Raw genomic sequence first — 24,541 nt, forward strand, 5'->3', positions numbered from 1 at the left:
GCTTCTGCTGTTTGCTTTAAAAACTATTCGCTTGTGCCTTTGGCCGGTAAGCGGCAATCCGGGTAATATTTCAAATGCAAAATCTATTTCCGCAGCCGTCTGCCATTTAAAAACGATTTATCATGAAAACAAGCATTGATCTTTCCGCCTTCGCTAGGGCCTGGTTTAGCTTAATAGTGGCTTTGTTACTTACCTTTTCAGCTGCGGCTCAGGAAAAGTTCTACCGCAATCCCGATGATTTGAGTAAAGGCTACTGGAAATTATATACTGAGCCTGCTTCCCGGACAGCTTATATAAAGTTTTTTGATGCCAGCGATCGGTTGCTCTATGAAGAAGTAATTCCGGATAAATATATCAAGCTAACCGATCGGAACGTCAACCGCATTAATCAAGTATTTGACCAAATTGTTAGTAACCAAATGGTTTTGGCAAAAGTTAAGGCCGAACCACTTCTAGTTGCTCCTACTCGGCCGTTAATAAACAGAAATGAAGTAAAGAAAACCCTGATTACGAAAAAAAAGGATAGAACAGGTTCTCGGATTCAAATAACCGTTTTTAAGATTCCAGACACTACTAAGTTTTTTCTGGCCTTCCAAAACCCAAACCGGGAGCGAATGAAAATTTACTTGAAAGATGCTGCAAAGCAGGAATTATATTCAGAAAATATAAATTGTGCTGCTTATACTCAAAAATTCGATACGGTTGGACTAGATAAAGGAAAGTACTTATTAGAAGTTACCACTGTTAACCAAAAGTACAAATTCGCTAAGCTAATTAAAGTAGGCCCGGACATACCCTCCCTGAGAATAGAACAGACGGACTCTCTTTTGGCTTCCCGCTAATAAGTAAAATTTAAAGTAATCTGTATTCCTGTCGTGCATAGAATGCGCCGGCCTTTCAACTGCCTCCTCCCCGCGTTTGCCTTTCTTTTATCCTGGTGTTACGAAAGGCAATGAATACTAGTGGAAAATATATCAATTTCTCTTTAAAGCTTGCTGTTTTATGAAAAGAATGTATCATATCTTAAATAGTTTTTTTCTTATCCCGTTAATAATAAAGAGAAAATTCACCGAAGTCTTACTGCTTTTTAGTGTTTCTTTTATCGGGGTTCCATCTGCTTTTTTTGGATTAATATTACTGGCTAATGCGCACCAAGCAATGGGCCAAAGTACTCTCCGAGGATATATCCGGGATCCGGCGGGCAAAGGCTTACCCTACGTAAGTACCGGACTTTTAATGGCCTCTGATTCTAAATTAGTAAAGGGGGCCTTAACCAACGAAGAAGGCGCTTTTGAATTTACGGGTGTCGCCGGGGGACAATACATCATCTCGGCGAATATGGTAGGTTATGCTTCTTTCACCTCTGCGGTTATCGCCGTCGACCAAGTCTTGATTACCGTACCCCAAATAACTTTAAACCCATTAATTAAAAATTTAAAAGAAGTTACCGTTACCACCAAAAGGCCTTTTGTAGAACAGAAAATAGACCGGATGGTAGTGAACGTAGCAAACAGCATTATTAGTAGCGGAAGCACCGCACTGGAAGTACTCGAAAAAGCCCCGGGAGTAACCGTAGACCGGCAAAACGACCAGTTACGGCTTCGCGGCAAAGAAGGCGTGATCGTGCAGATGGATGGCCGGCAAACCTACCTTTCCATGGCCGATGTGGTGGCTCTCTTACGAACCATGCCCAGCGACAATATCGACCGCATTGAGTTAATCACCAACCCATCGGCCAAGTACGATGCCGCCGGCAATTCCGGCATTATCGATATCCGGCTGAAAAAGAATAACGAGGTAGGCACCAATGGCTCTCTTTCGGTAGGAGCGGGCGCGGGGAAATATGACCGGGAGCAAGGTAGTGGACAATTAAATCACCGCACGCCTAAGTTCAATCTTTTTGGGAGCTACAGTGCCAATCGGGGAGGCAACTACTGGGACTTCGACGTGCTGCGGAATCAGGCCGATGGCCAGCAGCGCAATCTGGTTAACAGCGAATCTTATATCCGGTTTAAAACCCGAGGGCATAATGTTAAAGCAGGATTAGATTATGCCCTTAACCAGAATACGACTTTAGGGTTGGTATGGACCGGCTTATGGAACAACAACCAAGAAAAGAGCCCGGCAGCAGTATCTTTCCGCCGTCAGGAAGCAGAACCGCCTTACCTGCAAACACTCACCCAAAAAACGTTGTCGACCATTTCTTCGAATCAAGCCATTAACCTAAACTGGCAGCACCGTTTCCAGAACAAAGGGGGCCAGCTAACCGCGGATATTGACTTGGGGCATTTTGACCGGGATTTTACAAACGCGTTAGCAACCGAAACCTTGTTCTCCCAAGATTCTATCCCTGCTCCTAGAGGCTTGTTTACCCAAATGCCCACTTCCATTGACATTAAAACCTTTAAGGCCGATTATAATCGTTCCTTGGGGAATGATTGGCAGCTAGAAGTTGGTTTTAAAGGCAGTTATGTTTATTCTAACAATAACCTAACCTTGCTGAACGGGGAGTTAAGCAACTTACAGATGGATTCAACTTTATCGAGCCATTTTAAATATACGGAGCGGGTAAAAGCCGTTTATGCCAATTTTACCGGCAAGTTAGGCGTAAAAACAAACTTGCAGATTGGCTTACGCGGTGAGCAAACCCATTCCGAAGGCCATTCTATAACCCTCAACCAGGTAGTAAAAAGAAATTACCTGAATTTATTCCCCAGCGTTTTTCTTTCCCAAACCCTATCTGCCAAACACACGCTGGCCTTTTCTTACAGCTACCGCATTGACCGCCCCAACTACCAGAACTTAAATCCGGCCCGTGCTTACCTGGACCCTTACACTTACAGCCAGGGAAGCCCTTACTTGCAACCGCAGTATACGCACTCCCTAGAGCTGAAACATGGCTTTGATAACAAGGTATTTACCGCTTTGGGGGCCAGTTACATCCATGACCTGGTTTTCTATGTTCTCCAACCCGTAACCGGCAACACTTCGGAACGGGTACCGGAAAATATTGGCAAATCGCAGGCCTATAACGTAACTATTACTTTACCAGTAACCGTACGGCAAGGTTGGACACTGCAAACGACAATGATGGGAATTTATAGCCAGTTTCAGTACAACTATCAAGACACCCCGTTGCGGGTAAAACAAATATCCGGCAGGCTGAATGGTTCTAATGCCTTTACATTAGGTAAAGGCTGGACCGCAGAAGTAACCGGCTGGCTGAATACCCCCGCCGTAGATGCCTTGTGGCGCTCTCCGTGGCTGGGTTCCTTTGATACCGGGCTGCAAAAAGCATTGGGCTCCCGCTGGAAAGCGAAATTAAGCGTACAGGATGTTTTACATACCAATCAAATAAAAGGAAAGATCCGGACGGCTAACTATACGAGTGATATTTGCATCCGATTTGACTCCCGCATCGCCATGTTCAACCTAACCTACGCCTTTGGCAATCAACAACTCAAAAGTAATCGCCCGCGCAAAACCAGTTCCGAAGAAGAGATGCAGCGTACGAATTAATTTTTTAAAAATGAGCCAAGCTGCCGCTCACTAAATTAGTAGCGGCAGCTTGGCTAGGTGTTATTCTCTCATCTATTGCAGAGGCATTTTACTCACTCCGGAGGGAGTTTACCGGGTTGGCTAAACTGGCTTTGATGGCTTGCACACTGATGGTAAGCAAAGCAATAAGTATGGCTAAAGCCCCGGCTACCGCAAAGATAGGCCAGGTAATAGTTATCCGGTATTCAAAATCTTGCAACCAGCGGTGCATACCCCACCAGGCAATGGGCCAGGCCAGCAAGTTGGCCAGCACCACTAATTTTAAAAAATCCCGCGAGATTAAGCCCAGAATGTTCGCCACCGAAGCGCCCAGCACTTTGCGAATGCCGATTTCTTTGGTACGCTGCTCCGTGGTAAAAGCTACTAAACCAAACAAACCTAAACAAGCAATAAAAATAGCCAGCGCCGAAGCCACGGTAAATACTTGCCCGTATTGCTGCTCTTGTTGGTATTGCTCGTTATAGCGTTCGTCTAAAAAGAAAAATTCGAAGGGATTGCCGGGGTAACTGGCCCGGTATAGTTTTTCGAGTTCGGCCATTTTGCGGGACATGTTACCGGGGGTAAGTTGCACCGTCAGGTAACCAACCGAACGCCGGGGCAGAAAAATGATAGGGTCAATGGCTTCGCGTAAGCCTTGGTGGTGGTAATCGCGCATCACTCCTACCACCTGGTAGGCTTGCCCCCAGCTAACCGTTTGGCCCACGGCCGCCGCCGCCGAAGTAAAACCTAATTGCCGGGCAGCGGTTTCGTTGAGCATTAGTTTGGCGCTTTTCTCCCAGCCTAAACTGGTTTCCTGGTGATTAAAGTTGCGCCCGGCGGCTAAAGCAATGCCGTACGTTGGCACATAACGATCATCGATAATGCCCATGGAGTAGCCTTTTTTACTATCGTCGGCGGGAGCGCCGGGCCGGGCAATGCCGTTGGCGCCGAAATTATAAAAGTTACCCGGTACAATGCCGCTCTGGCAGAAATTTTTTACGTAGGGCAACTGACTTAACTGTTGTTCCAGCACGGCGGTACGCGTAGTAATGGCCGCTTCTTCGCCTACCTGCGGACTTTGAATAACCAAACGCTGGCTAAGTTCAAAGCCTAAATCCTGGTCTTGCATAAACTGTAACTGGCGATACAATACCAGGGTAGCAATCATTAGCACTACCGAGGCGCTGAACTGCCCTATCACCAAAGATTTACGCAGCCATTGGCCACGACTCATCCGGGGAGTACCTTTTAAAGTTTGCACCGGCTTAAACGATACCAGCGTAAAAGCCACGTAAATGCCCGAAGCCAGTGCGCCGGCCAGCAATAACCCTAAACCAATCAGCCAGTAATTATCCGCTTGCAAGACACCAAAGGTTAGTTCTTTTTTTATCAGTTTGTTGAAAGGGCTTTGCAGCAAAACGACTAACCCGAGCGCCAGAGAAAATCCCAGCAGATTTATAAATAACGATTCACCTAAAAATTGCCGGATTAATTGGCCGGAACGGGCCCCGATTACTTTCCGGATGCCTACTTCTTTGGCGCGTTTTAATGCGCCGGCCGTGGATAAGTTTACGTAGTTAAACCAGGCAATAATTAAAATTAACCCGGCAATGCCTTCCAGCAAATACACAAAACCCAAACTGCCACTAACCCGCAGTGGATCGCTCAGCGACGTTGCCAGGTGCAGGTTACCGGTTGGTTGCAGCCAGAACCGGTCTTCGTTGGCAGGGTTCATTTTTTTAGCCAGCGCATTAAGTTTAGCGGCGAGCGTCTGGTAATTGGTACCGGGGCTTACCTGAAAAAAAGTAGTTAAAAAAGTACCGTCGAAGCCATCTAAACGGGCCCACCCGTTGCCGTTTAGGTTCGCCGGGTTGGCCAGCGTAATAAGCGAGAAAATTGCATCGAAACGCAGATCGGAATTCTGCGGCATATCGGCGTACACGGCGGTAACCGTGTATAAGGTTTTCCCGAACTGATTGTTAAGGGTTATTACTTGCCCCATGGCCGACTTATTTCCAAAATATTTGCGGGCTTGGGTTTGCGATAAAGCTACCGTATTGGGGGCTTGCAGCGCGGTAGCAGCTTGGCCCTGCACCAGCGGGAAAGTGAATAAGGTAAAAAAACTCGCATCGGCGTAGGCTATCTCGTTTTCGCGGAACGATTGCGCAACACTTTCTTTTTTAGCACCGGCGAAGGTAACCAAACCATTAGCCGCTTGTTCGGCCACGCGACAGAAAGCCCGAACTTCCGGAAATTGCTGTTGCACGAGCGGTGCTACGGCGGGAGCGATATTAATGCCAAACTCGCCATCGCGATCTTGCAGCTGCAGTCGGTAGAGGGTAGGCAAATTTGTATGAAAACGGTTAAAACTGCGTTCAAAACTGACGTACTCCAGTATTAAAATAAAAGCCGTAATGCCTAGCGCTAAGCCCAGAATATTTATCAGCGAGAAAGCTTTGTGGCGCCATAAAATGCGTTTGGCAATTTTGAGGTAGGTAGTCAGCATAGCGTTATTTTGTTGTGAATAGTTGTTAATTATTAGAACACAGTTTCAAGCTCTAAATGTTTTTGCTTTGTAAAATGTCGGAACCCGGATGTACTTGATTTAAGAATTCACTTGATTTTTTTATGCCGCCTGAGCTTTTATTCAGTACCTGATTTTCTCTCGCGAGCGTTCGCGCTCGTGAGGGCTATCGTCCGGACTCTGGCCGGTGAAAACATGCTCGGATGTATTATAAATAGACTTTGGGTTCGCCCGGCCGGAGGCCTCCTGGATAATCTTCACGAGCGTAGACGCTCGCGAAAGCAGGAATTTATTAGAACGTAACGATCTACCTTCGAAAGGGACTTTTTCTACTAATTTGTTTAACTTAATTACATTGCGCTCGCGCCAGGTAAATTAATCTTAGTGTCAGCTACTCGCTGCGCAAAGAAGTAACCGGGTTGGTAATGGCCGTCCGGATAGCATGGTAACTAACAGTAAACAACGCAATGAGTAAAGTGGCCCCACCCGCTAGGGCAAATATCCACCAGGCCAAATCGGTTTTATATTGAAAGTTTTGCAGCCAGTTATTCATGGCATAAGCGGCCAGCGGCCAGGCGATAATATTGGCCAGTAACACCAACTTCAGGAAGTCTTTGGAGAGCATACCGGTGATATTTAAAACCGAAGCGCCCAGCACCTTACGAATGCCAATTTCCTTGGTGCGTTGCTCGGCGGTAAACAAAGCCAACCCAAACAAACCTAAACACGAAATAAAAATAGCCAGAAACGCAAAATAATAAGCCAACCGGCCAATTATAGCTTCGCTGCGGTACATTTGTTCAAAATCCTCGTCGAGAAAATGGTATTCAAAAGGATAACCCGGATTATATTGCTTGGCTAGCTTTTCCAGTTGCGCTAAACCGGCGCTGGTTCTGCCGGCGGCCAGGCGTACAAAAAGATAATCGGCGTATTTCGGCGCCAAAATCATAATGAGCGGCTGCATGGCATTGTGCAGGGAAGAAGAATGAAAGTCTTTCATAACGCCAACAATATGGCCGTCTACTCCCATTACCTGTATTTTCTGCCCGAGCGGCTCTGGCAGGTTCATTAGGCGGGCGGCTTCTTCGTTCACCACAAAATTAGAAGTATCGGTGCCAAACTCCCGGGAGAAATCGCGCCCGGCTTTAAGTTGAATGCCCATGGTACGCAAATAATCGTATTCGGTAGCCACTACGCTAAACAGCACGTCGGCCTTTGGGGCTTTGCCGGGCCATTGTACATTACCCGTGGAAGATCCTATCGTGAGGGGATTTTGATTGGAAATAGTTACTTGTTTTATATCCGGCGATTGCAGCAAATCGGTTTTTAAGGTTGAGGCATGTTCTTTCAATTCGCCTTCTAGGTACAAATAAGCCACATTCTCGCGGTTTAGGCCTATGTTTTTGCTTCGGATGTATTGCACCTGGCTGTACACGACCAAGGCACTCACAATCAGCACCGACGATAAAATAAACTGAAAAACTACTAGTCCTTTCCGGAACCAAACCACGCGGTTACTGAACCGCAGCGTACCTTTTAAAACCTTTACCGGCTCAAACGACGATAAAAACATAGCCGGATACGAACCCGATAACAAACCCGTAACCAAGGCAATACCCGCCACGGCCAAGATAAACAACGGACTGCTGTACGGGATAGAAATAAATTTACCGGTTAACTGGTTGAACACCGGCAATAGTAGTTGGGCCAAGGCCAGCGAGAATACAATCGCTAATAAAGTAATCAGCATAGATTCGCCGATAAATTGCCCGATGAGTTCGCGCTTACCGGCGCCAATTACTTTACGAACGCCTACTTCTTTGGCCCGCCGCGCCGACCGGGCCGTTGCCAAATTCATGAAATTAATGCAGGCAATTACTAAAATAAAAATGGCTACTATCGAAAATAAGCGCACGTATTCAATCCGGCCGCCGGCGGGTACTTTACCGGATTTAAAATTACCGTGCAGGTACATGTCTTTCACCGGCTGCAAAAACAAATCTATATTACTGTCTTTTTGTTTCGTGGTTAAATAACGTTCTATTTTTGGGTTTACCTGGGCCAGCGTCGCAGTGGGTTGCAGCAGCACATACGTTTTAGGGCCGTTGTTGCCCCAGTCTTTCACCCAATCGTTTTCTTTGGCAAAATCCGTAAACGGCATTACCCAATCAAATTGCAGCGATGAGTTTTTGGGTACGTCTTTAAAAACGCCGGTAATTTGGTAAGTTTCTTTATTATTTACTTTAATGGTTTTACCCGCCACATTCGTCGTCCGGAAATATTGTTGAGCCATAGTTTGCGAAATAGCTACCGAGCGGGGCTGCATTAAAGCCGTTTGCGGATTACCCTGAATAAAATGAAAGGAAAACAGCCGGAAAAAATCGGGGCCGGCGTAAGTGCCGTTTTGCTTCAAAGCCTTATTTTCGTGCGTAAAAAGTAAATTAAAACCCGGATTTATGGTTACGGCCTGCGCTATTTCGGGAATATCTTTGGGCAGGTTTTCGCCTAAAGGTCCGGGCGTAGCATCGAGGGTAAAATCCTCGTTACCACCGTAATGCTGCACTTCCATTACGCGGTATAGCCGATCGATATTCGTGTGAAATTGGTTAAAGCTGCGTTCGTCCTGTACCCAGAGCATAATTAAAATGCTACAGGTCATTCCTAAAGCCAAACCCGAAATATTGATAAAAGAAAATACCTTGTGCCGGAGCAGGTTACGTAACGCTATTTTCAGGTAATTAGTAAGCATATTTGTCTGAATCAGGATTCGTAAGAGGAAAGGATTACAGGCGTAACATTTTGTAAAAACCGTTATCCGGCAAAAAACTTGCCGGCATATTAAGGAATAAGAAAGATGCCATTGTTATATATAGCTTGTAATTAATAAGTTACGATGTCTTTGCTCTTAACTGCTACCGCGGCCTGTCCGGTTTTGATACAGTTTTTTGTTCGCTTTTAGAACAGCCATTTCGCTGGCGTAAAACGAAAGATTGTAATTGTATATTTACCAGTCAGCAAAAGCCTACTTGCCGTAAGGGTAAAGCAAAATTTCTATATATTTAGGGGATAGAAGAGGTATTTATTGGATTGGATATAGAAGAAAACAAGATAATCAGGTTTAGCCGCAGCTTTACCCACTATACCCATAACCGAAACTACACCGTATATTCAACCAATACAGGAGGATAACTGAAATAACTCCGTATATCTACGAGTTGGCGGCAAGGTAAAACAACGACACAGTAAGAAAAGTGAATAATATCGACACGACAATAGAAAAACTTAAAGAAAGTCCTTTATTTTATCTTTTCCTTTCTTCGAGAGAATTATTCCACTCTAATTTTTGGTATTGGTTATCAACTTTGAATAAAATCGAAACAGCAAAACTTTTTAGCGACAAAACATTAAACAACGACATTACTTTCAAAAGAGAACACAATCAAAGCAGTGGAGAATTCAAAGCTAGTGTTGACTTGTATGTGTTGGACAAAATTGCAATAGAAAACAAGGTCAAAGACTTTCCAACATCAGCACAGCTTGAACGAATTAAACTTTCATTTGGAAAAACTGATATTGAGTTTGTGCTTACAACTTTATTTTGGACAAATGACTTGTCTTTTGAGGGTTGGACAGTCAAAACATATAGAACCATTTCTGATTCTATAGAACCAAACAAATTCACGAACGATACTTACTATCAAAGCTTAATATTGGACTACAAACAGTTTGCATTTAATTTATCCGAATTATCCGAACAGTTGGAAATAAAGCAGGAATACGATTTCCCCATTTCATTAAACAAAGTTTTATACGGCAAACTAAACGAAATAAAACTTTGGGAAGGTTATCAGAAATTAAGAGCAAGTCACTTGCTAATCCATTTCAGCAAATCAAACAGACATAACTTAACGACAGCATACAGCATCAACAATCAAAAAGCAACTACCGACTTTGTTCTTGACTTGCAAGACGGTTATAAAATAGGTGTTCAGATTGAAGATATACAATACAGAAAATTTGTAATTGGAAGAAAAGCAGGAAAATTCGCAGAAAATTTAATTGGCAGCAACTTGTTTCTCAACAATACACTTTCAGGGAGAGGAAAAAAGCCTTACCTAAACTATGGCGACACTTTTAAATACCAATATGAAAAACTTAAAAGGTTAACTTTTAATGACTTGTTTGAAAAAATAAACAATGACTTTCAAAACATTAATAACGAAATTGACAATATAAAAGAACAAATACCCAGCAGCTAACAGCGGTTTGGCGTAATGGCGGGTTCAGTACTTCGTATGACAGTTTTACGGTAGATTCAAGTGCCGTTCTTCGATTGAGCTTTTATGCTAAAAATCCGCCACAACGCCAATCCGCAAAACGTTAGGCACAAGCTAAAGAATTAGCATATTTTGTAAAAATCGTATAATTAGCATTATGACAAATATCAAAGACTACATCAACATTGACCAAGAAATTTTAGGCGGACAACCTGTTTTCAAAGGAACCCGCGTTCCAATTGAGACGCTATTCTTACATTTAGAAAAAGGCGTTTCCTTGGACGAATTTTTAGAAGATTTTCCCACTGTAAGCAAAGAACAAGCGATTAGCGTGTTAGGGATTGCTGAAAAAATAATGACTTCTAAAAATATAGAAAAGTTATATGAGGCTGCTGCTTGACGAAAACTTACCTAAGCGGCTTAAACTTGACTTTCCTGACCATGAGATCTATACCATTAACGACAAAGGCTGGAACGGAAAGAAGAATGGAGAACTAACGAAGTTGTTAATAGCAGAGAACTTTGAGGCTTTAATTTACCTTCGACAAAAATTTACAATACCAACAGAATTTCAAAAAATACGCTATTCCAGTTTTAGTGCTTAACGCAACAGATAATACTTATTTGACCTTGAGCAAACTAGTTCCTAAAATTAAAGAAGTTCTCAGCAAACAATTAATGCCTGGGCCGACAATCCTAAATGAATAAAAGAAAGCTTGTGCCTAACCCTGCATAGACAAAACCTTTGCTTCCCTACGGGCTTGGCATACGCGCGGTCCGTTAGCGGTAATGCAAAAAACAGCACCATTATGATTTATCATATTTTAAACGGCGACGCTCTGGCTTACAGTTTTCCGGACGCTAAAATTGGAGGAGATCTCATTGTCGTTCGAGAAGGTCTGATAGAGGGAAATCTAGCGGGCCACCATTTGCCAGACTTTTGGCAAGCCAGAGCCAGGTATCTGGGAGTAACCGAAACGGAATACCAGAGCCAAGTGGTAAACGAATTCGAAAAAATAAGGAATGCTCCGGATGATTCCGAATTTAATCTTTGGTTCGAGTATGACTTGTTTTGTCAAGTTAATATGTGGTTTGTTCTTTCCATTATCCATCGTTTGCCCATCAAGAAAAAAGTTTTTGCGGTTTATACTACTTATTTAGACAAAACCAGTAAACATTTTTGGAATGCCTTTGGACCCGCCAATTCCGCTGAATTACAGGTTTGTTACGCCAATAGAATTTCTTTAAGTGACGCGGACCTACAGGTAGGGCAAGACTTGTGGCAAGCTTACAAAAAGGGTAATCTGAAAGAATTGACCGCACTTTCCAAGAATCCATCGGTAGCTTTTCCGTATTTACCAGAGGTAGTAAAGGCGCAGGTGGACCGTTTTCCTAAAGATGGCACCAAAGGCAGACCGGAAAGGGTTATGGAAGACATCCTAAAAAATATTTCCACTGACTTTCCTAAAGTGTTCCAAGAATTTTGGAACCGAGAAAGCATTTATGGTTTCGGGGACACGCAATTAAAAAACCTCTATGACAAAGTAATGCACCACCGCTAACCACACCTAAACGTCAGCCATTGGCCACCGTTTAGCCAAACCATTAGGCGGCATCTCTATATCGCCTTTGGCGTAATTACCCTCTTTTTTGACGCAATAACACCCTATTTATTCTGTAGGTAAGTAGTATGTTTGGGCACTACAAATCAATTATAATAATTATGGCGCTAATTAACCCGCACATTAACTTCAACGGAAATGCCGAAGAAGCGTTTACCTTCTACAAATCAGTATTTGGCGGAGAGTTTGCAAAAGTTATTCGTTTCAAAGACCTGGCAGGTCCTGAATTTCCGGTAGCGGAAAAAGAAGAAAACAAAATTATGCACATTGCTTTGCCGATCGGTAAACATAATATGTTGATGGCAAATGATGTTCCGGAAAGTTTGGGAAAAACAAACGAAAATGAGAACCGAAGTAAAATTGTAATTAACGCCGAAAGTAAAGAAGAAGCCGACAAATTATTTAATGGGCTTTCCGGAGGAGGACAAATAGAAGGGCCTATTGGCGATAGCCCCTGGGGCTCTTATTTTGGTTGTTTTAGAGACAAATACGGTATTGAATGGATTGTGGAATTTGACCCGAACTATAACGAAAATACATAAACGAAAACAACGAACGCCTAACAAGGAATTTGCAAAAGCCGAGCTATTGGAAGTAATATAATATTTGTATTTCTAGCAACATTTGGGCAAAACCGAAGCGGAAGAAGTTCTAATACTCTGCTTTCGCAAATTCCTGAAGCGGTAGCCAAAACTGTAAAGAACACAAGTAGAAAGAGAAAGCGCATTATGTAAATTAATCAACGATGAATTTTACTAGGCTGGTTCCGAATGTATTTTATATAGATATTAAAGAGGCATTACGGCTATTTGTCGATTGCCTTGAATTTACTATTGCACATGATGAATTAAAATCAAATAATCCTTTCTGTGTGATCGAAAAGAACGGTTTGCGGATTAATCTTTTTGAAAACAAGGAATTAGCAAAAGAACATAATCCTGAATTTAGACTGGTAACTAATAATATTGAGGAAGTATACAAAAAAATATCCTCCACTCATCCTGAGTTTCTGCACCCAAACCTTCGTAAAATTACGCTTCGGCCTTGGGGAGCAAAAGAATTTGCGTTAAGGGATAAGCAATTAGGTATTGTTATTCAGCAATGGTAAAATTATAAAAACGCGAAAGTAAGTATAGCAACGAACCACTACCGTGAGGCCAGTAGACCTAAGAAATATTTATATCTGGAAAGCAATAAATTCGTTCATTTAAAGCATAAATCCATCAGTTAAGCTACCGCTGAACTACCTATACTAACGTTACTGTAAATCATAAGGCTTGGAAATTTAAATTTTACCCACTTCCGTCAGGCTACACAATTCTGACAGTACCCGGTTAATAAGCAATTCACGTTCTCGACATGGTAGCCGGCGGGTATTTTTACCACTACTTCTTCTTTCAGGCACTCTACTTTCTGGCATTTCCGGCACCGGAAATGAAAATGATTGTGGCGGTGCTGCTTTTCTTCGCAGTTATGGCAAAGCGCGAAATAATACTTGCCATCGTCTGACAGAATTTTGTGTACATAGCCGTCTTCGCAAAACCTATTCAGGATGCGGTATACCGTAACCCGATCCATAGCGCCTTTTACTTGCTGCTCAATGTCCTCCTGGTTAAAGGCTCTTGGGGCAGAATGCAGGATATTTAAAATAGCCTGTTTAGAGGGAGTGCTTCTTCTTTTCATTAATTATTATTGCAATTAAGTTGCAATAATAAAAATAAATCCTAGGTTTGCCAAATCAAAAACCAGGTACTACTCCCGAAAGTTGGAATTAAACCTTTGCGCCAACAATTAAGCGCTTTCTTTTTTTCGGGAGGAACATTTTAAAGATTGATTTTATGGTAAATTCTAAAACTTTCGACGTGATTATTGTGGGCGGCAGTTATGCCGGCCTTTCGGCTGCTATGAGTTTAGGCCGGGCTTTACGCCAGGTGTTAATCATCGACAGTGGCCAACCTTGTAACCGACAAACTCCCCATTCGCACAACTTTATTACCCACGATGGCGAAACTCCCGCCCAGATTTCGGCTTTAGCCCGAGAGCAGGTGGCTCGTTACAGTACCGTTACCTTTTACAATGGACTCGCCATAAGTGCCGTTAAAACGGAAAAGAGATTTAGCTTAACTACCCAAAGTGGGAATACTTTTTCAAGTAAAAAACTGGTGTTTGCCACCGGGTTAAAAGACATAATGCCTGACCTGCCCGGGTTTGCCGAATGTTGGGGAATATCCATCTTGCATTGCCCGTATTGCCACGGGTACGAAGTGAAAAATTTAAAAACCGGGTTATTGGGTAACGGTGATACCGGTTTTGAATTAGTTAAATTAATCTCGAACTGGACCAAGGATATAGTACTTTTCACCAACGGAAAATCTACTTTAACGATCGAGCAAACTGCCAAACTTGAAAAACGCAACATTCCCATTATTCAGACCGAAATTCAAAGTTTCCAGCACGATCAGGGAAAAATTAGAAGTGTGGTTTTAAAGGACCAAACAGAAATTTTAGTAAACGCTATGTATGCGCGCCCTGTATTTGTACAGCATTGTCCTATTCCGGTGGAATTAGGTTGCGAAGTAACCGAACCAGGTTTTTTAAAAGTAGACGGGTTCCAGAGAACAACGGTTGCCGGTGTGTATGCCTGCGGCGATAATTCTATTTTTGGCCGGGCCGTTTCGTTGGCCGTTGCCAGCGGTACCGCAACCGGCGCTTTCGTGAATAAAGATTTGATGGAGGAAGAGTTTTAATGGCGTGTATAAGCGGAAATCTGTTATGCTAAAAAGAACGCGGTCAGATAATCAGAATCCTTTTTATATTTAGCAAATTAGTAAAATAGTAAATCTTTACATTAGAAAGTCGAAGAAATAAAGCAAAAGCTTCAACTTTACCCATGTTTCCGATAACCGGAGTTATTCCGTATATCTGCTGGTTAGATGTAATATGATTAGAATGAAGTCCGAAGTAGATAACAGCTTAATACTTAGTGGAGTGAGAGCTTTATTGGGAAATGTCCCCATTTCATTAAGGTCTGTATCAATAGAATTAAGTAATGGAAAGATACTTTGGAAGTGTGTTTTTGATGAAAATGCAACAGAAGAAGATTATGAATTACTTTCTATCGCTGCTGGTGAGGTCATAGCAGATTTTCCAAATTACGGATTAAAAGAAATTACAGAAACAATACCCAATTTTAAGAAACCTCAGCATTTTAAGAACTTAATCTTTCAAAGAAAAGAGAACAATTAAATAGAAATCACCAGAAATACAAACATCTGACCACGCCTAAAGCCCACTAAAGCGTGCCATAGCAAAGTACGTTAGTAAATAATTTACCGAAAGAATTATAATAGCCTAAATCTCCCGTATGAATTATTACTTTAGAAAAGCTAGTGCTGCTGAAATCCCGGCAATATGGGACATTCTGCAACAAGCAATACTACGCAGAAAAGCGGATGGCAGTAACCAATGGCAAGACGGTTATCCCAATCCGGCTGTTATTCAGGATGACATTGAAAAAGGCGTAGGATTTGTCTTGACCGAAGGAGAAACTATCGTCGGGTATAGCGCCGTATTAATTAATGACGAACCTGCATACGCCAAAATTGAAGGAAAGTGGTTAACGAATGCGGATTTTGTGGTTTTCCACCGAGTAGCTATTTCAGAAAAGTATTTGGGCAAAGGTTTAGCCCAAAAGATGTTGAAATTTATAGAAGAGTTTGCCCTAAGTAACCATATTTATAGCATTAAAGCAGACACTAATTTTGACAACCTTGCCATGATGAAAACTTTTGAAAAATCAGGCTATACTTACTGCGGGGAGGTGTATTTCAGAGGAAGCTCAAGAAAAGCGTATGAAAAAGTGTTGGCTAACGCGGCTTAAAGGCAATTAAAAAAGTGATTCCTATTTTCTATTTAAAATAGAGTAAATAAAATAACTTTATTCGAAAAATAGGCTAAGCAATTAAATGATAGAAACTACCTTATTCCGTACCAATTCAGATAATCCGGATTTTCAAAAATTAGTAGCCCTGCTGGATAAAGATTTAGCTATCAGAGATGGGGAAGAACATGCTTTTTATGCCCAGTATAATAAAATTGATGCGATTAAACACACCGTAGTAGCTTATAAAAACGAATTGCCGGTGGGTTGCGGCGCTATAAAACAATACGCGGAACATACCACCGAAGTAAAAAGAATGTTTGTATTACCGGAATTCCGGGGGCAGGGCATTGCCGAGGAAATCTTGCGGGAGTTAGAACAATGGGCAAAGGAGTTAAATTTTGCCGAGTGCATCTTGGAAACCGGTAAAAAGCAGCCCGAAGCCATCCGTTTATATCAGAAAGCCGGTTATTCTTTAATCCCGAATTATGGACAATATCAGGGAGTAGAAAATAGCGTGTGTATGCTGAAAAAAATAATTCCTGCAGTTTCTTAAAAGCAACTCCAATTAAAAAATCTACCGCCATGGCACCTCAACCAACAAAAGAAACCAACCTTATTTTAAGGCATTTACTGGCGACAATTGCGTACCGGTTAACAAAATGTTTGGCTGATGGGGAGGACGAATTTATGCGGTTCGATTCGGGTAGTGGGGTGCGTAAGCCTTTCGAAATTCTGTATCACATGTCGTCGGTGCTTAGTTTTTGTTTGGCCGAAATAGAAAAAAGAGACGTAATAAGACCCGTTGCTTTACCGGAAGAGCAAGCAACCACGCAATTTTTTAATCTGCTGCAAGCCACAGATAATGCCTTAACCGGGAAGGAAGTAGAATTAGATACAGCCCTAAAACTTATTCAAGGTCCGCTGGCCGATATGCTGACCCACGTGGGGCAATTGGCATTGTTAAGAAGGTACTATAATAAACCAATACAAGCGGAGAACTTCATGCGGGCCAAAGTTCAAATTGGCGTTATTGCGCCGGAAAAGCAGGAGTTAGCTACCAGCTTATAAGTTGAATACTTACCTGAAAGCCTTTCAATAAAAACGGCCCAACGAATAAAAGCTATATTGCTTCAAATAAACGGGATTTTTTTAAAGAAAAAGCGCGGCTACTCTCATAAGTAAAATAATTCGCCGACGGGGGCGAGGCAAAATGTACCAGTCATCCGCCCGCTTTATTCGGAGCTTACCCCCGAAGGAAAGGACCATTGGTCGGTACCAGGACCTGGATCAGCTCCTCCAGCAGTTTTCGGCTTAATGAAAGGTTCTACTTAACTGGAAATCACAGAATAAAATTTAATAAAATAAAGAAGATATCCGGAAGATTACCTACCTTATAATAATATTTAGATTATTAATGAGCTTGTTTTAGAATGGCCGAAATGCTGTTCCCGTACAATAAACGGGCTGATACGCTCCGGCTTCATTTTATTTCGCTAATATAATTCTTACTGCTCGGTCTTCTTTTGATGAAATACGGATGACGCAATAATTAACTTTTAACGGATAAAAAGGAAAAGAAGCCATTAAAGTAAACTAATTAACCGGTTGGGTGATGAGCGCAGTAATTAATTGTGCCGCCTATTCTGTAGGCCATCGCATAGCTAACGTCAAGATCAGTGATATTGGTAAAATACTCCGGCAAACAGATAAATTTGTTTGGATAGGCCTGCATGAACCCGACGAAGACCTGATGGCTCAGGCCCAAAAGGAGTTTGGGTTACACCCACTGGCCGTAGAAGATGCGCATCAGGCGCATCAACGCCCCAAAATAGAAACTTTCGGCGATACTCTTTTTATTGTTTTGCGTACCGCCCAGGTTTCTGGGGAACCGTGCCGGATTGTATTCGGAGAAACTCATTTTTTTGTGGGGGCCAACTTTATTCTTACCATTCGGCATGGTTCTACGCTGTCTTACGGGGAGGTGCGCTCCCGCTGCGAGAGCACGCCCAACCTGCTCCGGAAAGGCCCCTGTTTTGCCTTATACGCGGTTATGGATTCTATCGTCGACCAATATTTCCCGGTGGTAACCCAGTTAGGAGAGGAGTTAGAGATGCTGGAGGCTAGCGTTTTTAGTGGTAAGTCAAGCCGGGAAACTATTACGCAAATCTACCAGCTTAAGCGCGATCTGCTGGAAGTAAAACACGCTATTTCGCCCCTAATTGATATTTGTAACCGGCTCATGCGCTTCGATTCAACTTTAATCCGGGAAGAAACCCGGCCTTATTTCCGCGACATCTATGACCACGCTATTCGCATTAACGAGATGGTAGATAATACCCGGGAGTTGCTCACGAGCGTACTGGAAGTAAATTTTTCCCTTATTTCGTTATCGCAGAACGAAGTATCGAAAAAGTTTGCCGGTTGGGCCGCTATTCTAGGTATCCCCACCATGGTTGCCGGCATTTACGGCATGAACTTCGAATTTATCCCGGAGTTAAGCTGGCATTATGGTTATCCGGTAGTGCTGGGCTTAACTATTTCGTCGTGTGTGTTTCTCTATTGGTATTTTAAACGGTCGGGCTGGTTTTGAAAAGTATCTTTTTTCATTAATTGTTTGTCTTTGGAGCCTTTTCCAGTCTCCAGGCAGCAGTGCTAACTAATTTAAACGGACCAAGTTTGCCGCGTGGCCGGCGACCTCGTTTGGCTCTTTCGCACTCGCTATTCTTCCTTTCCTCAACTGCGTCGGCGGAATACTGCTGCGCAGTACCAAAAGCCTAGCAGGTGCTCAACAGCCAAACTGGTGTAATTTACTTACCTCTATTTGTTTAAACAAAGTTTAAACAAATAGAGGTAATAGAATGAGTAAATAGGTCGCTCTTATTTCTATTTAGTTTAAGTTCCCGGACAAAATAAAGGATGCTTATTTGTATTAGATGATAAGTTTAAGCTCCCCTCTTAAGTTTATTTAGGAGGGGCAGGAATGGTTGATAGCTTATTTTAGCTTAGTATTTTAATTGCAAGATGCGTTTTTAGGCTGCTGGTAAATTCTGAAACAAACATTACCAGAGTTTAGTCTGGTTCTTTTGGAAAAATGATAGGTACCCGGCAGCCTTATTTTGAGGAATATATCGCCTTACTTTTGCTGCCGGAAATAAACATTATTGTGAATAGTTTCCAAGTCTATAGCCGTACCGCCTCCGTTTACCAAACCACTTATCCGTTGTTCATCTTTTTTACCGGTGAATTTTAAAGCCAAGTTAGAAAATACATCGCCGTGAACGGTTTTTAAGGTTACATCGGCGCCTTGTTTTGGCGGCCAGTTCATATCCACAAACCCATGAATAGATTTGGCGTGTACCGGTCCGGTTAAATTTCGCAACTCAATACTGCAATGCACACTTTCTACCGTTACATTCGCGTCGCGGGGTACAAAAACTTCGTAATCAATCTGCTGGCAAGTAAATGCTTGGACACCATCCTGGTAATAATAATTGTTCCGTTGGTTATCCGGGCAGTCTTCGGCCCGACCGGTTTTTAACAGTTCCCGGTCAAATTTTACGTCAATGCGGGCGGTACCGTTTTCAGCGGTAAAAGCAGGTTGCAAAGCATTGTTCAGGCGACCACCATTAATTATATACGTCATTTTTACGGAAACATCTTTGCGGTCCCAGGTAGTAATTTTAATGTTATTCCCAAAGTCGAATCTTAAATCCACTTTTTTATCGTTCGGCACCGACATAGTTTTTTCTATTATTTGGGGCTGAGCCAATGCCTGAAAGGTGAAAAAACAGCCAAGCAAAGCCAAGGTAATACGTATTCTCATATTTAAATTAAATAAAAGTAAACAGATGAATAAAATCGGATGTATAACAAGCGTAAGTAAAGGCTAATAGCAGAATTTTATAAACGTACCACGTACTACCTAAAACCTACTGCCTTCTCATTTTTGCTTGCGGATAAAAATATTGCTGTGTACGGCCGAAATGCTCATTTCTACGCCGCCATTATTGGTTTTACCTTTAATGGTATTACCACCGGCAATTTTGGCCAGACCATTTTTACTGTCGCTGGGGTGGCTAATATCGAAGTCGGTGTAAATTTCGCCGTAGTTGGCTTCCAGTTCCCAATCGGCTTTGGTATTGCCGGGCAGGGTTATATCAATCGGGCCGTGTACGGATTTAATAGAACTACCTTTCGCCTGGTTCAGTTCGGAAAATGTAATGTCCAGGTGGCCATGAATGGCGTTTGCCTGTACCGGGCCGGTAATGTTGGTAAGGGTAGCGCTGGCGTGGTGCAAGTCTAAATCTATTTCCCCGGCCGTGTCGGAGAGCTCAAATTTGCCGCCGTGCGGACTGGTTTCGTGGTATACAACCGCCACATTTTTCGGTACTTTAATAGTGTACGCACTCCCGCGGCGCGAAGCCTGCAAAATTTTAAGGGTATTTTTTTCTTTTATTACCGCCAGCCCCAGATTGGTATTATCTTCTACCTCGCTGAATAAAGAATGCAAACCTTCGGCCCGTTCCGGTACCTCATAGTTTTTAGCTTCAATAATTACTTCGTCGGAATTATGGCCCACAACCTCCACCGAACTCCGGTACACCTGTATCTGCACCTGGTTGTCTTTGCTGTTGCCCAGTTTGGTTTTGTAAGTGAGAGGCGCTAGAGCATTAGATTTGTTTTTAGCGTTTGATTTTAGCGGCTTAGCCGTATTTAAGTGGTTGCTGTTGCCAGACTCTAAACTCCGGTGCGCCGTTACTACGCTCGTAGCCATAATAGTAAAACAAACGAAGGCGAGTATTCCTGATTTTTGCATGTTGATGAAAGGTTAGGTAGTAGAATAGTAGAGGATTAAAAAGCTTTCACTAACAAAGACGACGAAAGCCGGAATACATTACAATTAACCAGAAAAAAATAGGGAAAGCGGAAGTAATACCAATCTAAAAGGAATAAGACGTATTAGGTAGACTTTAATTAGCAAATGAATAGGCAGGAGGTAATCAGGCTACGGTTCAAATAAGTTAGCACCGCCAACTGGAGACGGGAACCGGCTCCAACGACAAACAGCTACTATTACTTTTATTAAATACATCTTATAAGATTCAATATAGTGTAAGAGGAAGAAGCGCAGGAAGCAACCGCTGCTACAATTATTGATTTGCATTAACGCCTTTCTTCTCTAACACGATAAACCCCAGGAATTTTTATTAACAGCCGCCAAACGCTTTTATTTCTTATTTGCCAGAGTGTCAGTCGTAAAGTTTTCGGAAAAAGAAGCTTTTTAAATATTTGACATTTTCAAAGACCTCTGACGGCGAATTAATCGCACAAATATTTGCCCTCGCACGTAACTTATTAGAAGGATTTCGGTTAAAATATTATAAAAAAACTAATCCGATTCCTATTTTCTGTAGTGTAATTAGAAAATGTTCAATCAATCCTTTGTTTCTGCTCCGTTGAAAAATCAGATTTCTTGATTTTTAAATTCTATTAAGCTTACAATTCCTAAAAATTAATCTGTTAAATCTGTTCATTTATGAGAAACCCAATACCCCCGCTTTTTTTTACTTTGGTTGCTCCTCGTTTAAACTTATACCGGCAGAAGTTGACTGCTTTCCTGCTGGTACTTATCCTTGGGTTAAGTTTATGTTCCGGCAACCTATACGCTCAGACTGCAGTAACCGGAACGGTTTCCGGCACGGGTGGCGAAGCTTTACCTGGTGTAACGGTTTTATTGAAAGGCACCACTAACGGTACAACCACCGATGCCAGCGGCAGTTACAGCATTAGCATCCCTACTGGTCAGGAAAACGGCACCCTCACTTTTTCTTTTATTGGTTATGTTAGCCAGGATGTAGCGATTAATAACCGAACTACGGTAAATATAACCTTAGCCGAAGATACCAAAGCCCTGCAGGAAGTAGTCGTAATTGGTTATCAAACCGTCCGGAAGCAAGACTTAACGGGCGCAGTTTCGGTGATTAACCCAGCCGCCGCTAACCGGGTAGCCACCAATTCGGTAGCCGAATCCTTACAAGGTTTAGCCCCGGGAATTACGGTACGTAACAGCGGCGCTCCCGGCCAAATGGCCCGCATTGAAGTGCGGGGTGCGGCCAGTTTTGCCAACACCGATCCTTTGTATGTGATTGATGGTATGATTGCCGATGCCAATACTACCATTAATAATAATGATATTGAGTCTATTCAGGTGTTAAAAGATGCTTCGGCAGCAGCTATTTACGGCGCCCGGGCCGCTAACGGGGTAGTAATTATTACTACCAAACAAGGCAAGGAAGGTCCGGCTAAAGTTTCGCTCTCAGCGCGTTACGGCATTCAACGGATTCCGAAACGCTACGATATTATGAATAGTACCGAGTTTGCGGCCATGCAGCGTACCCAATACGAAAACTCCGGTCAAACGCCGCCCGCCAGCGTGGGCTCCGCTTTTAACCCCAATATTGATACCGACTGGCAAGACGAAGTAATGCGCACCGGTAACGTGCAGGATTATAACTTGTCGTTATCGGGAGGTTCTAAAACGGGTACTTACCTTATTTCGGGCAGTTATTTTACGAACAAAGGCGTACTCATTGGTAATTCTTTTGAGCGGGCAACGTTACGGGTAAATACCCGCAGCACCAAGGGCCGGATTACCTTCGGCGAAAACATGGTGCTCTCTAACTCGAATACCAAAGATATTCCGGGTACCAATACTACCGAAATAAATCCGTTTTACAATGCCCCCCAAATGCTGCCGATTATTCCGGTGCGGGACCCTAGTTACATAAATTCTACTAACCCGGCCGGTTGGGGCTTCGGGCGGGTAGATGCGGTTACCTACGTGTCGAACCCGGTAGCTATCGCCGATTTAAACCCCCGGAAATTTAATTATGCCAAACTGGTAGGAAATGCTTTCGTGGATGTAAAAATTGCCGATTGGTTAACTTATCGCTTTAACACTGGTGCTGAGGTAAGTTTCGACTATTACAACGAAATCCGCAAAGTGGGCGTGTGGGAGTTTAACGCCGCTCCGCGGAATAGCTCCGTCGATGAAGATCGTTCGCGTTATTTAAATCTCTTGTTCGAAAATACGCTTAATTTTAATAAAGCTTTTGGCGTACATAATATTAGCGGGGTAGTTGGTATTACCCAACAACACGTTACCCGCGAAAATACTTCCGGCGGTCGCTCCGACTTACAAATTTACAATAACGAGTATTTTACTACCATTGGCTCGGCCAGCGGTACTTCCGTCGCAGGTGGGGGGCGCCCCATTGATTACCGGTTATACGGTTATCTGGGCCGGATTATTTATTCCTACAACGATAAATACTTGTTAACCCTGACCGGCCGCATCGACCAGGATTCCCGTTTTGGGGCTAATTACCGGACCGGTTATTTTCCTTCCGTTGCCGCCGGGTGGCGCATCAGCAAAGAAAGCTTCTTTAACGTGGACTGGGTAACCGATTTAAAAATCAATGCTTCCTACGGCGAGTTGGGTATTGTAACCCAAGGTTCTTATGATTACACGGCCTTTATCAATAACAGCCCCCGCGCTATTTTCGGGCCCAATCAAACTCCCTTCGTCGGTAGCACGCAGGCCCAAGTGGTGAACGAAAACCTGAAATGGGAAGAGCGGGTGGTGCGCAATATTGGTATTGATGCCGGATTTTTAAATAATAGTTTAATCGTATCGCTGGAAGGCTATAACTCTTTATCGAACGATAATTTATTGCAACTCCCGGTAGCCGGTTATTTAGGCAATTTACGGGGTGATCCCTTTATTAACGCCGGGTCTATCCGCAATAAAGGCATCGAGTTCTCGGCTACCTACCGCAACAGCAACCAAGCCCTGAAATGGGATGTAAGCGGTAATTTTACCACCATCAAAAACGTAGTAGAAGATGTAGGAAACCAGGGCGAAGGTATCAATTACATTCAATCGGGCAATACCCGTACCCAGGTAGGCCGCTCCTTAGGCGAATGGTACGTCGTTCAAACCGATGGATTGTTCCAGACCCAGGAAGAAGTAAACAACTACGTAACTGCTACCGGCGTTAAAATTCAGCCGAATGCCAAACCCGGCGACATAAAATTCATTGACCAGAATGGAGATGGAGCCATCAATGCCAGCGACCGTACCTTCAGAGGGTCGCCGTGGCCAAAATTACAAACCGGAGCGCAGTTTAATGCTTCTTACAACCAATTTAGCCTGAATTTACAATTAGTAGGCGTGTTTGGTAACAAGCTCTACAACGATGTCCGGCGCGCCTTGGATTCGTACCAGCAAACTAATTTCCGCAGCGATATTAGTCCTTGGTCGCCTACCAATACCGATACCGAAGATCCCCGCATTGCTTTAAATACGGAGCAAAGTATTATTGATAACAATCGCGGCGATAGCGATCGTTGGTTGGAAAACGGCTCTTACGTGCGGCTCCGGAACGTGGAATTGGGTTACAATGTGCCAACTGCTTTATTAGGCCGCGCGGGTTTGCAAAATGCCCGGTTCTTTATCAGTGGGCAGAACTTATTTACCATTACCAAATATTCGGGTCTGGATCCGGACGTAGTGGGTAACCCCGACCCGAACAGCGCTCGCACCCGCATCTTGGAACGGGGCGTGGATTTAGGTAACTGGCCGGCCAGCCGCGTGTTTTCTTTTGGTGTACAGTGCGATTTTTAAGCTAAGCTTCAT

19 protein-coding genes are annotated in these 24,541 nt (G+C 43.2%); 14 read left to right on the forward strand and 5 right to left on the reverse strand.

Features of this window, described 5'->3' with window-relative positions:
• Positions 1-122: 122 nt before the first annotated feature.
• Positions 123-842 carry a hypothetical protein gene (locus AHMF7605_RS18560; protein ID WP_106931541.1) on the forward strand — a complete coding sequence of 240 codons (720 nt, stop codon included), beginning with the start codon at positions 123-125 and terminating at the stop codon, positions 840-842.
• Positions 843-1,002: 160 nt separating this feature from the next.
• Positions 1,003-3,519: an outer membrane beta-barrel protein gene (locus tag AHMF7605_RS18565; protein ID WP_233219184.1), complete on the forward strand. Its 2,517-nt coding sequence runs from the start codon at positions 1,003-1,005 to the stop codon at positions 3,517-3,519.
• An 88-nt stretch (positions 3,520-3,607) separates the two neighbouring features.
• Here the strand turns inward: AHMF7605_RS18565 and AHMF7605_RS18570 are convergent, their stop codons facing one another.
• Positions 3,608-6,043 (reverse strand): ABC transporter permease, encoded by a 2,436-nt coding sequence (locus tag AHMF7605_RS18570; RefSeq protein ID WP_106931542.1) that lies wholly within the window; start codon positions 6,041-6,043, stop codon positions 3,608-3,610.
• Between the two features lie 409 nt (positions 6,044-6,452).
• The gene (locus AHMF7605_RS18575; RefSeq protein WP_106931543.1) at positions 6,453-8,810 is read right to left on the reverse strand and encodes an ABC transporter permease; all 2,358 of its coding nucleotides are present in this window, start codon (positions 8,808-8,810) and stop codon (positions 6,453-6,455) included.
• Between the two features lie 502 nt (positions 8,811-9,312).
• Here AHMF7605_RS18575 and AHMF7605_RS18580 point away from each other — a divergent pair.
• The 5 genes from AHMF7605_RS18580 to AHMF7605_RS18605 all read left to right on the forward strand — a co-directional run bounded on the left by AHMF7605_RS18580 (position 9,313) and on the right by AHMF7605_RS18605 (position 13,068).
• A complete protein-coding gene (locus AHMF7605_RS18580) occupies positions 9,313-10,320 on the forward strand; it encodes a hypothetical protein (protein ID WP_106931544.1) in 1,008 nt (335 codons plus the stop codon).
• A 175-nt stretch (positions 10,321-10,495) separates the two neighbouring features.
• The gene (locus tag AHMF7605_RS18585; RefSeq protein ID WP_106931545.1) at positions 10,496-10,738 is read left to right on the forward strand and encodes a DUF433 domain-containing protein; all 243 of its coding nucleotides are present in this window, start codon (positions 10,496-10,498) and stop codon (positions 10,736-10,738) included.
• A gap of 409 nt (positions 10,739-11,147) precedes the next feature.
• The gene (locus AHMF7605_RS18595; RefSeq protein ID WP_106931546.1) at positions 11,148-11,900 is read left to right on the forward strand and encodes a DUF1835 domain-containing protein; all 753 of its coding nucleotides are present in this window, start codon (positions 11,148-11,150) and stop codon (positions 11,898-11,900) included.
• 161 nt (positions 11,901-12,061) lie between these two features.
• Positions 12,062-12,502: a VOC family protein gene (locus AHMF7605_RS18600; RefSeq protein ID WP_106933528.1), complete on the forward strand. Its 441-nt coding sequence runs from the start codon at positions 12,062-12,064 to the stop codon at positions 12,500-12,502.
• 203 nt (positions 12,503-12,705) lie between these two features.
• Positions 12,706-13,068 carry a VOC family protein gene (locus tag AHMF7605_RS18605; protein WP_106931547.1) on the forward strand — a complete coding sequence of 121 codons (363 nt, stop codon included), beginning with the start codon at positions 12,706-12,708 and terminating at the stop codon, positions 13,066-13,068.
• A 197-nt stretch (positions 13,069-13,265) separates the two neighbouring features.
• Here AHMF7605_RS18605 and AHMF7605_RS18610 read toward each other — a convergent pair whose 3' ends face one another.
• Positions 13,266-13,643: a Fur family transcriptional regulator gene (locus tag AHMF7605_RS18610; protein ID WP_106931548.1), complete on the reverse strand. Its 378-nt coding sequence runs from the start codon at positions 13,641-13,643 to the stop codon at positions 13,266-13,268.
• Between the two features lie 155 nt (positions 13,644-13,798).
• On the opposite strand from AHMF7605_RS18610, the gene AHMF7605_RS18615 reads away from it, so the two are divergent.
• The 6 genes from AHMF7605_RS18615 (at position 13,799) to corA (ending at position 18,433) form a co-directional block, all read left to right on the forward strand.
• Positions 13,799-14,707 (forward strand): NAD(P)/FAD-dependent oxidoreductase, encoded by a 909-nt coding sequence (locus AHMF7605_RS18615; RefSeq protein ID WP_106931549.1) that lies wholly within the window; start codon positions 13,799-13,801, stop codon positions 14,705-14,707.
• A gap of 202 nt (positions 14,708-14,909) precedes the next feature.
• On the forward strand, positions 14,910-15,206 hold the full coding sequence (locus AHMF7605_RS18620; protein ID WP_106931550.1) for a hypothetical protein: 297 nt from the start codon (positions 14,910-14,912) through the stop codon (positions 15,204-15,206).
• Between the two features lie 118 nt (positions 15,207-15,324).
• Positions 15,325-15,840, forward strand: a complete 516-nt coding sequence (locus tag AHMF7605_RS18625; protein WP_106931551.1) for a GNAT family N-acetyltransferase — start codon at positions 15,325-15,327, stop codon at positions 15,838-15,840.
• An 85-nt stretch (positions 15,841-15,925) separates the two neighbouring features.
• Positions 15,926-16,396: a GNAT family N-acetyltransferase gene (locus AHMF7605_RS18630; RefSeq protein ID WP_106931552.1), complete on the forward strand. Its 471-nt coding sequence runs from the start codon at positions 15,926-15,928 to the stop codon at positions 16,394-16,396.
• A gap of 29 nt (positions 16,397-16,425) precedes the next feature.
• Positions 16,426-16,911, forward strand: a complete 486-nt coding sequence (locus AHMF7605_RS18635) for a hypothetical protein (RefSeq protein ID WP_146153620.1) — start codon at positions 16,426-16,428, stop codon at positions 16,909-16,911.
• Positions 16,912-17,455: 544 nt separating this feature from the next.
• Entirely contained in the window at positions 17,456-18,433 is a 978-nt protein-coding gene (corA, locus tag AHMF7605_RS18640) for a magnesium/cobalt transporter CorA (RefSeq protein WP_106931554.1), read from the forward strand.
• Positions 18,434-18,976: 543 nt separating this feature from the next.
• Here the strand turns inward: corA and AHMF7605_RS18645 are convergent.
• Together AHMF7605_RS18645 and AHMF7605_RS18650 are read right to left on the reverse strand one after the other, a co-directional pair.
• Positions 18,977-19,666, reverse strand: coding sequence for a DUF4097 family beta strand repeat-containing protein (locus AHMF7605_RS18645; RefSeq protein ID WP_106931555.1), 690 nt, complete (start codon positions 19,664-19,666; stop codon positions 18,977-18,979).
• Between the two features lie 117 nt (positions 19,667-19,783).
• Positions 19,784-20,659: a DUF4097 family beta strand repeat-containing protein gene (locus tag AHMF7605_RS18650; protein ID WP_233219185.1), complete on the reverse strand. Its 876-nt coding sequence runs from the start codon at positions 20,657-20,659 to the stop codon at positions 19,784-19,786.
• A 720-nt stretch (positions 20,660-21,379) separates the two neighbouring features.
• Here AHMF7605_RS18650 and AHMF7605_RS18655 point away from each other — a divergent pair.
• Positions 21,380-24,529 (forward strand): SusC/RagA family TonB-linked outer membrane protein, encoded by a 3,150-nt coding sequence (locus AHMF7605_RS18655; protein WP_106931556.1) that lies wholly within the window; start codon positions 21,380-21,382, stop codon positions 24,527-24,529.
• Positions 24,530-24,541 lie beyond the last annotated feature (12 nt).

Origin of the sequence: Adhaeribacter arboris (assembly GCF_003023845.1) — a bacterium.
In the GTDB taxonomy this organism is placed as follows: domain Bacteria; phylum Bacteroidota; class Bacteroidia; order Cytophagales; family Hymenobacteraceae; genus Adhaeribacter; species Adhaeribacter arboris.

What these genes read in the sequence shown, in the direction of transcription:
- AHMF7605_RS18650 (WP_233219185.1), bottom strand. Translation starts at nt 20,659, where the DNA reads ATGCAAAAATCAGGAATACTCGCCTTCGTTTGTTTTACTATTATGGCT.
- AHMF7605_RS18655 (WP_106931556.1), top strand. Translation starts at nt 21,380, where the DNA reads ATGAGAAACCCAATACCCCCGCTTTTTTTTACTTTGGTTGCTCCTCGT.
- AHMF7605_RS18570 (WP_106931542.1), bottom strand. Translation starts at nt 6,043, where the DNA reads ATGCTGACTACCTACCTCAAAATTGCCAAACGCATTTTATGGCGCCAC.
- AHMF7605_RS18630 (WP_106931552.1), top strand. Translation starts at nt 15,926, where the DNA reads ATGATAGAAACTACCTTATTCCGTACCAATTCAGATAATCCGGATTTT.
- AHMF7605_RS18600 (WP_106933528.1), top strand. Translation starts at nt 12,062, where the DNA reads ATGGCGCTAATTAACCCGCACATTAACTTCAACGGAAATGCCGAAGAA.
- AHMF7605_RS18625 (WP_106931551.1), top strand. Translation starts at nt 15,325, where the DNA reads ATGAATTATTACTTTAGAAAAGCTAGTGCTGCTGAAATCCCGGCAATA.
- AHMF7605_RS18645 (WP_106931555.1), bottom strand. Translation starts at nt 19,666, where the DNA reads ATGAGAATACGTATTACCTTGGCTTTGCTTGGCTGTTTTTTCACCTTT.
- AHMF7605_RS18565 (WP_233219184.1), top strand. Translation starts at nt 1,003, where the DNA reads ATGAAAAGAATGTATCATATCTTAAATAGTTTTTTTCTTATCCCGTTA.
- AHMF7605_RS18605 (WP_106931547.1), top strand. Translation starts at nt 12,706, where the DNA reads ATGAATTTTACTAGGCTGGTTCCGAATGTATTTTATATAGATATTAAA.
- AHMF7605_RS18595 (WP_106931546.1), top strand. Translation starts at nt 11,148, where the DNA reads ATGATTTATCATATTTTAAACGGCGACGCTCTGGCTTACAGTTTTCCG.
- AHMF7605_RS18615 (WP_106931549.1), top strand. Translation starts at nt 13,799, where the DNA reads ATGGTAAATTCTAAAACTTTCGACGTGATTATTGTGGGCGGCAGTTAT.
- corA (WP_106931554.1), top strand. Translation starts at nt 17,456, where the DNA reads ATGAGCGCAGTAATTAATTGTGCCGCCTATTCTGTAGGCCATCGCATA.
- AHMF7605_RS18620 (WP_106931550.1), top strand. Translation starts at nt 14,910, where the DNA reads ATGAAGTCCGAAGTAGATAACAGCTTAATACTTAGTGGAGTGAGAGCT.
- AHMF7605_RS18560 (WP_106931541.1), top strand. Translation starts at nt 123, where the DNA reads ATGAAAACAAGCATTGATCTTTCCGCCTTCGCTAGGGCCTGGTTTAGC.
- AHMF7605_RS18635 (WP_146153620.1), top strand. Translation starts at nt 16,426, where the DNA reads ATGGCACCTCAACCAACAAAAGAAACCAACCTTATTTTAAGGCATTTA.
- AHMF7605_RS18585 (WP_106931545.1), top strand. Translation starts at nt 10,496, where the DNA reads ATGACAAATATCAAAGACTACATCAACATTGACCAAGAAATTTTAGGC.
- AHMF7605_RS18575 (WP_106931543.1), bottom strand. Translation starts at nt 8,810, where the DNA reads ATGCTTACTAATTACCTGAAAATAGCGTTACGTAACCTGCTCCGGCAC.
- AHMF7605_RS18610 (WP_106931548.1), bottom strand. Translation starts at nt 13,643, where the DNA reads ATGAAAAGAAGAAGCACTCCCTCTAAACAGGCTATTTTAAATATCCTG.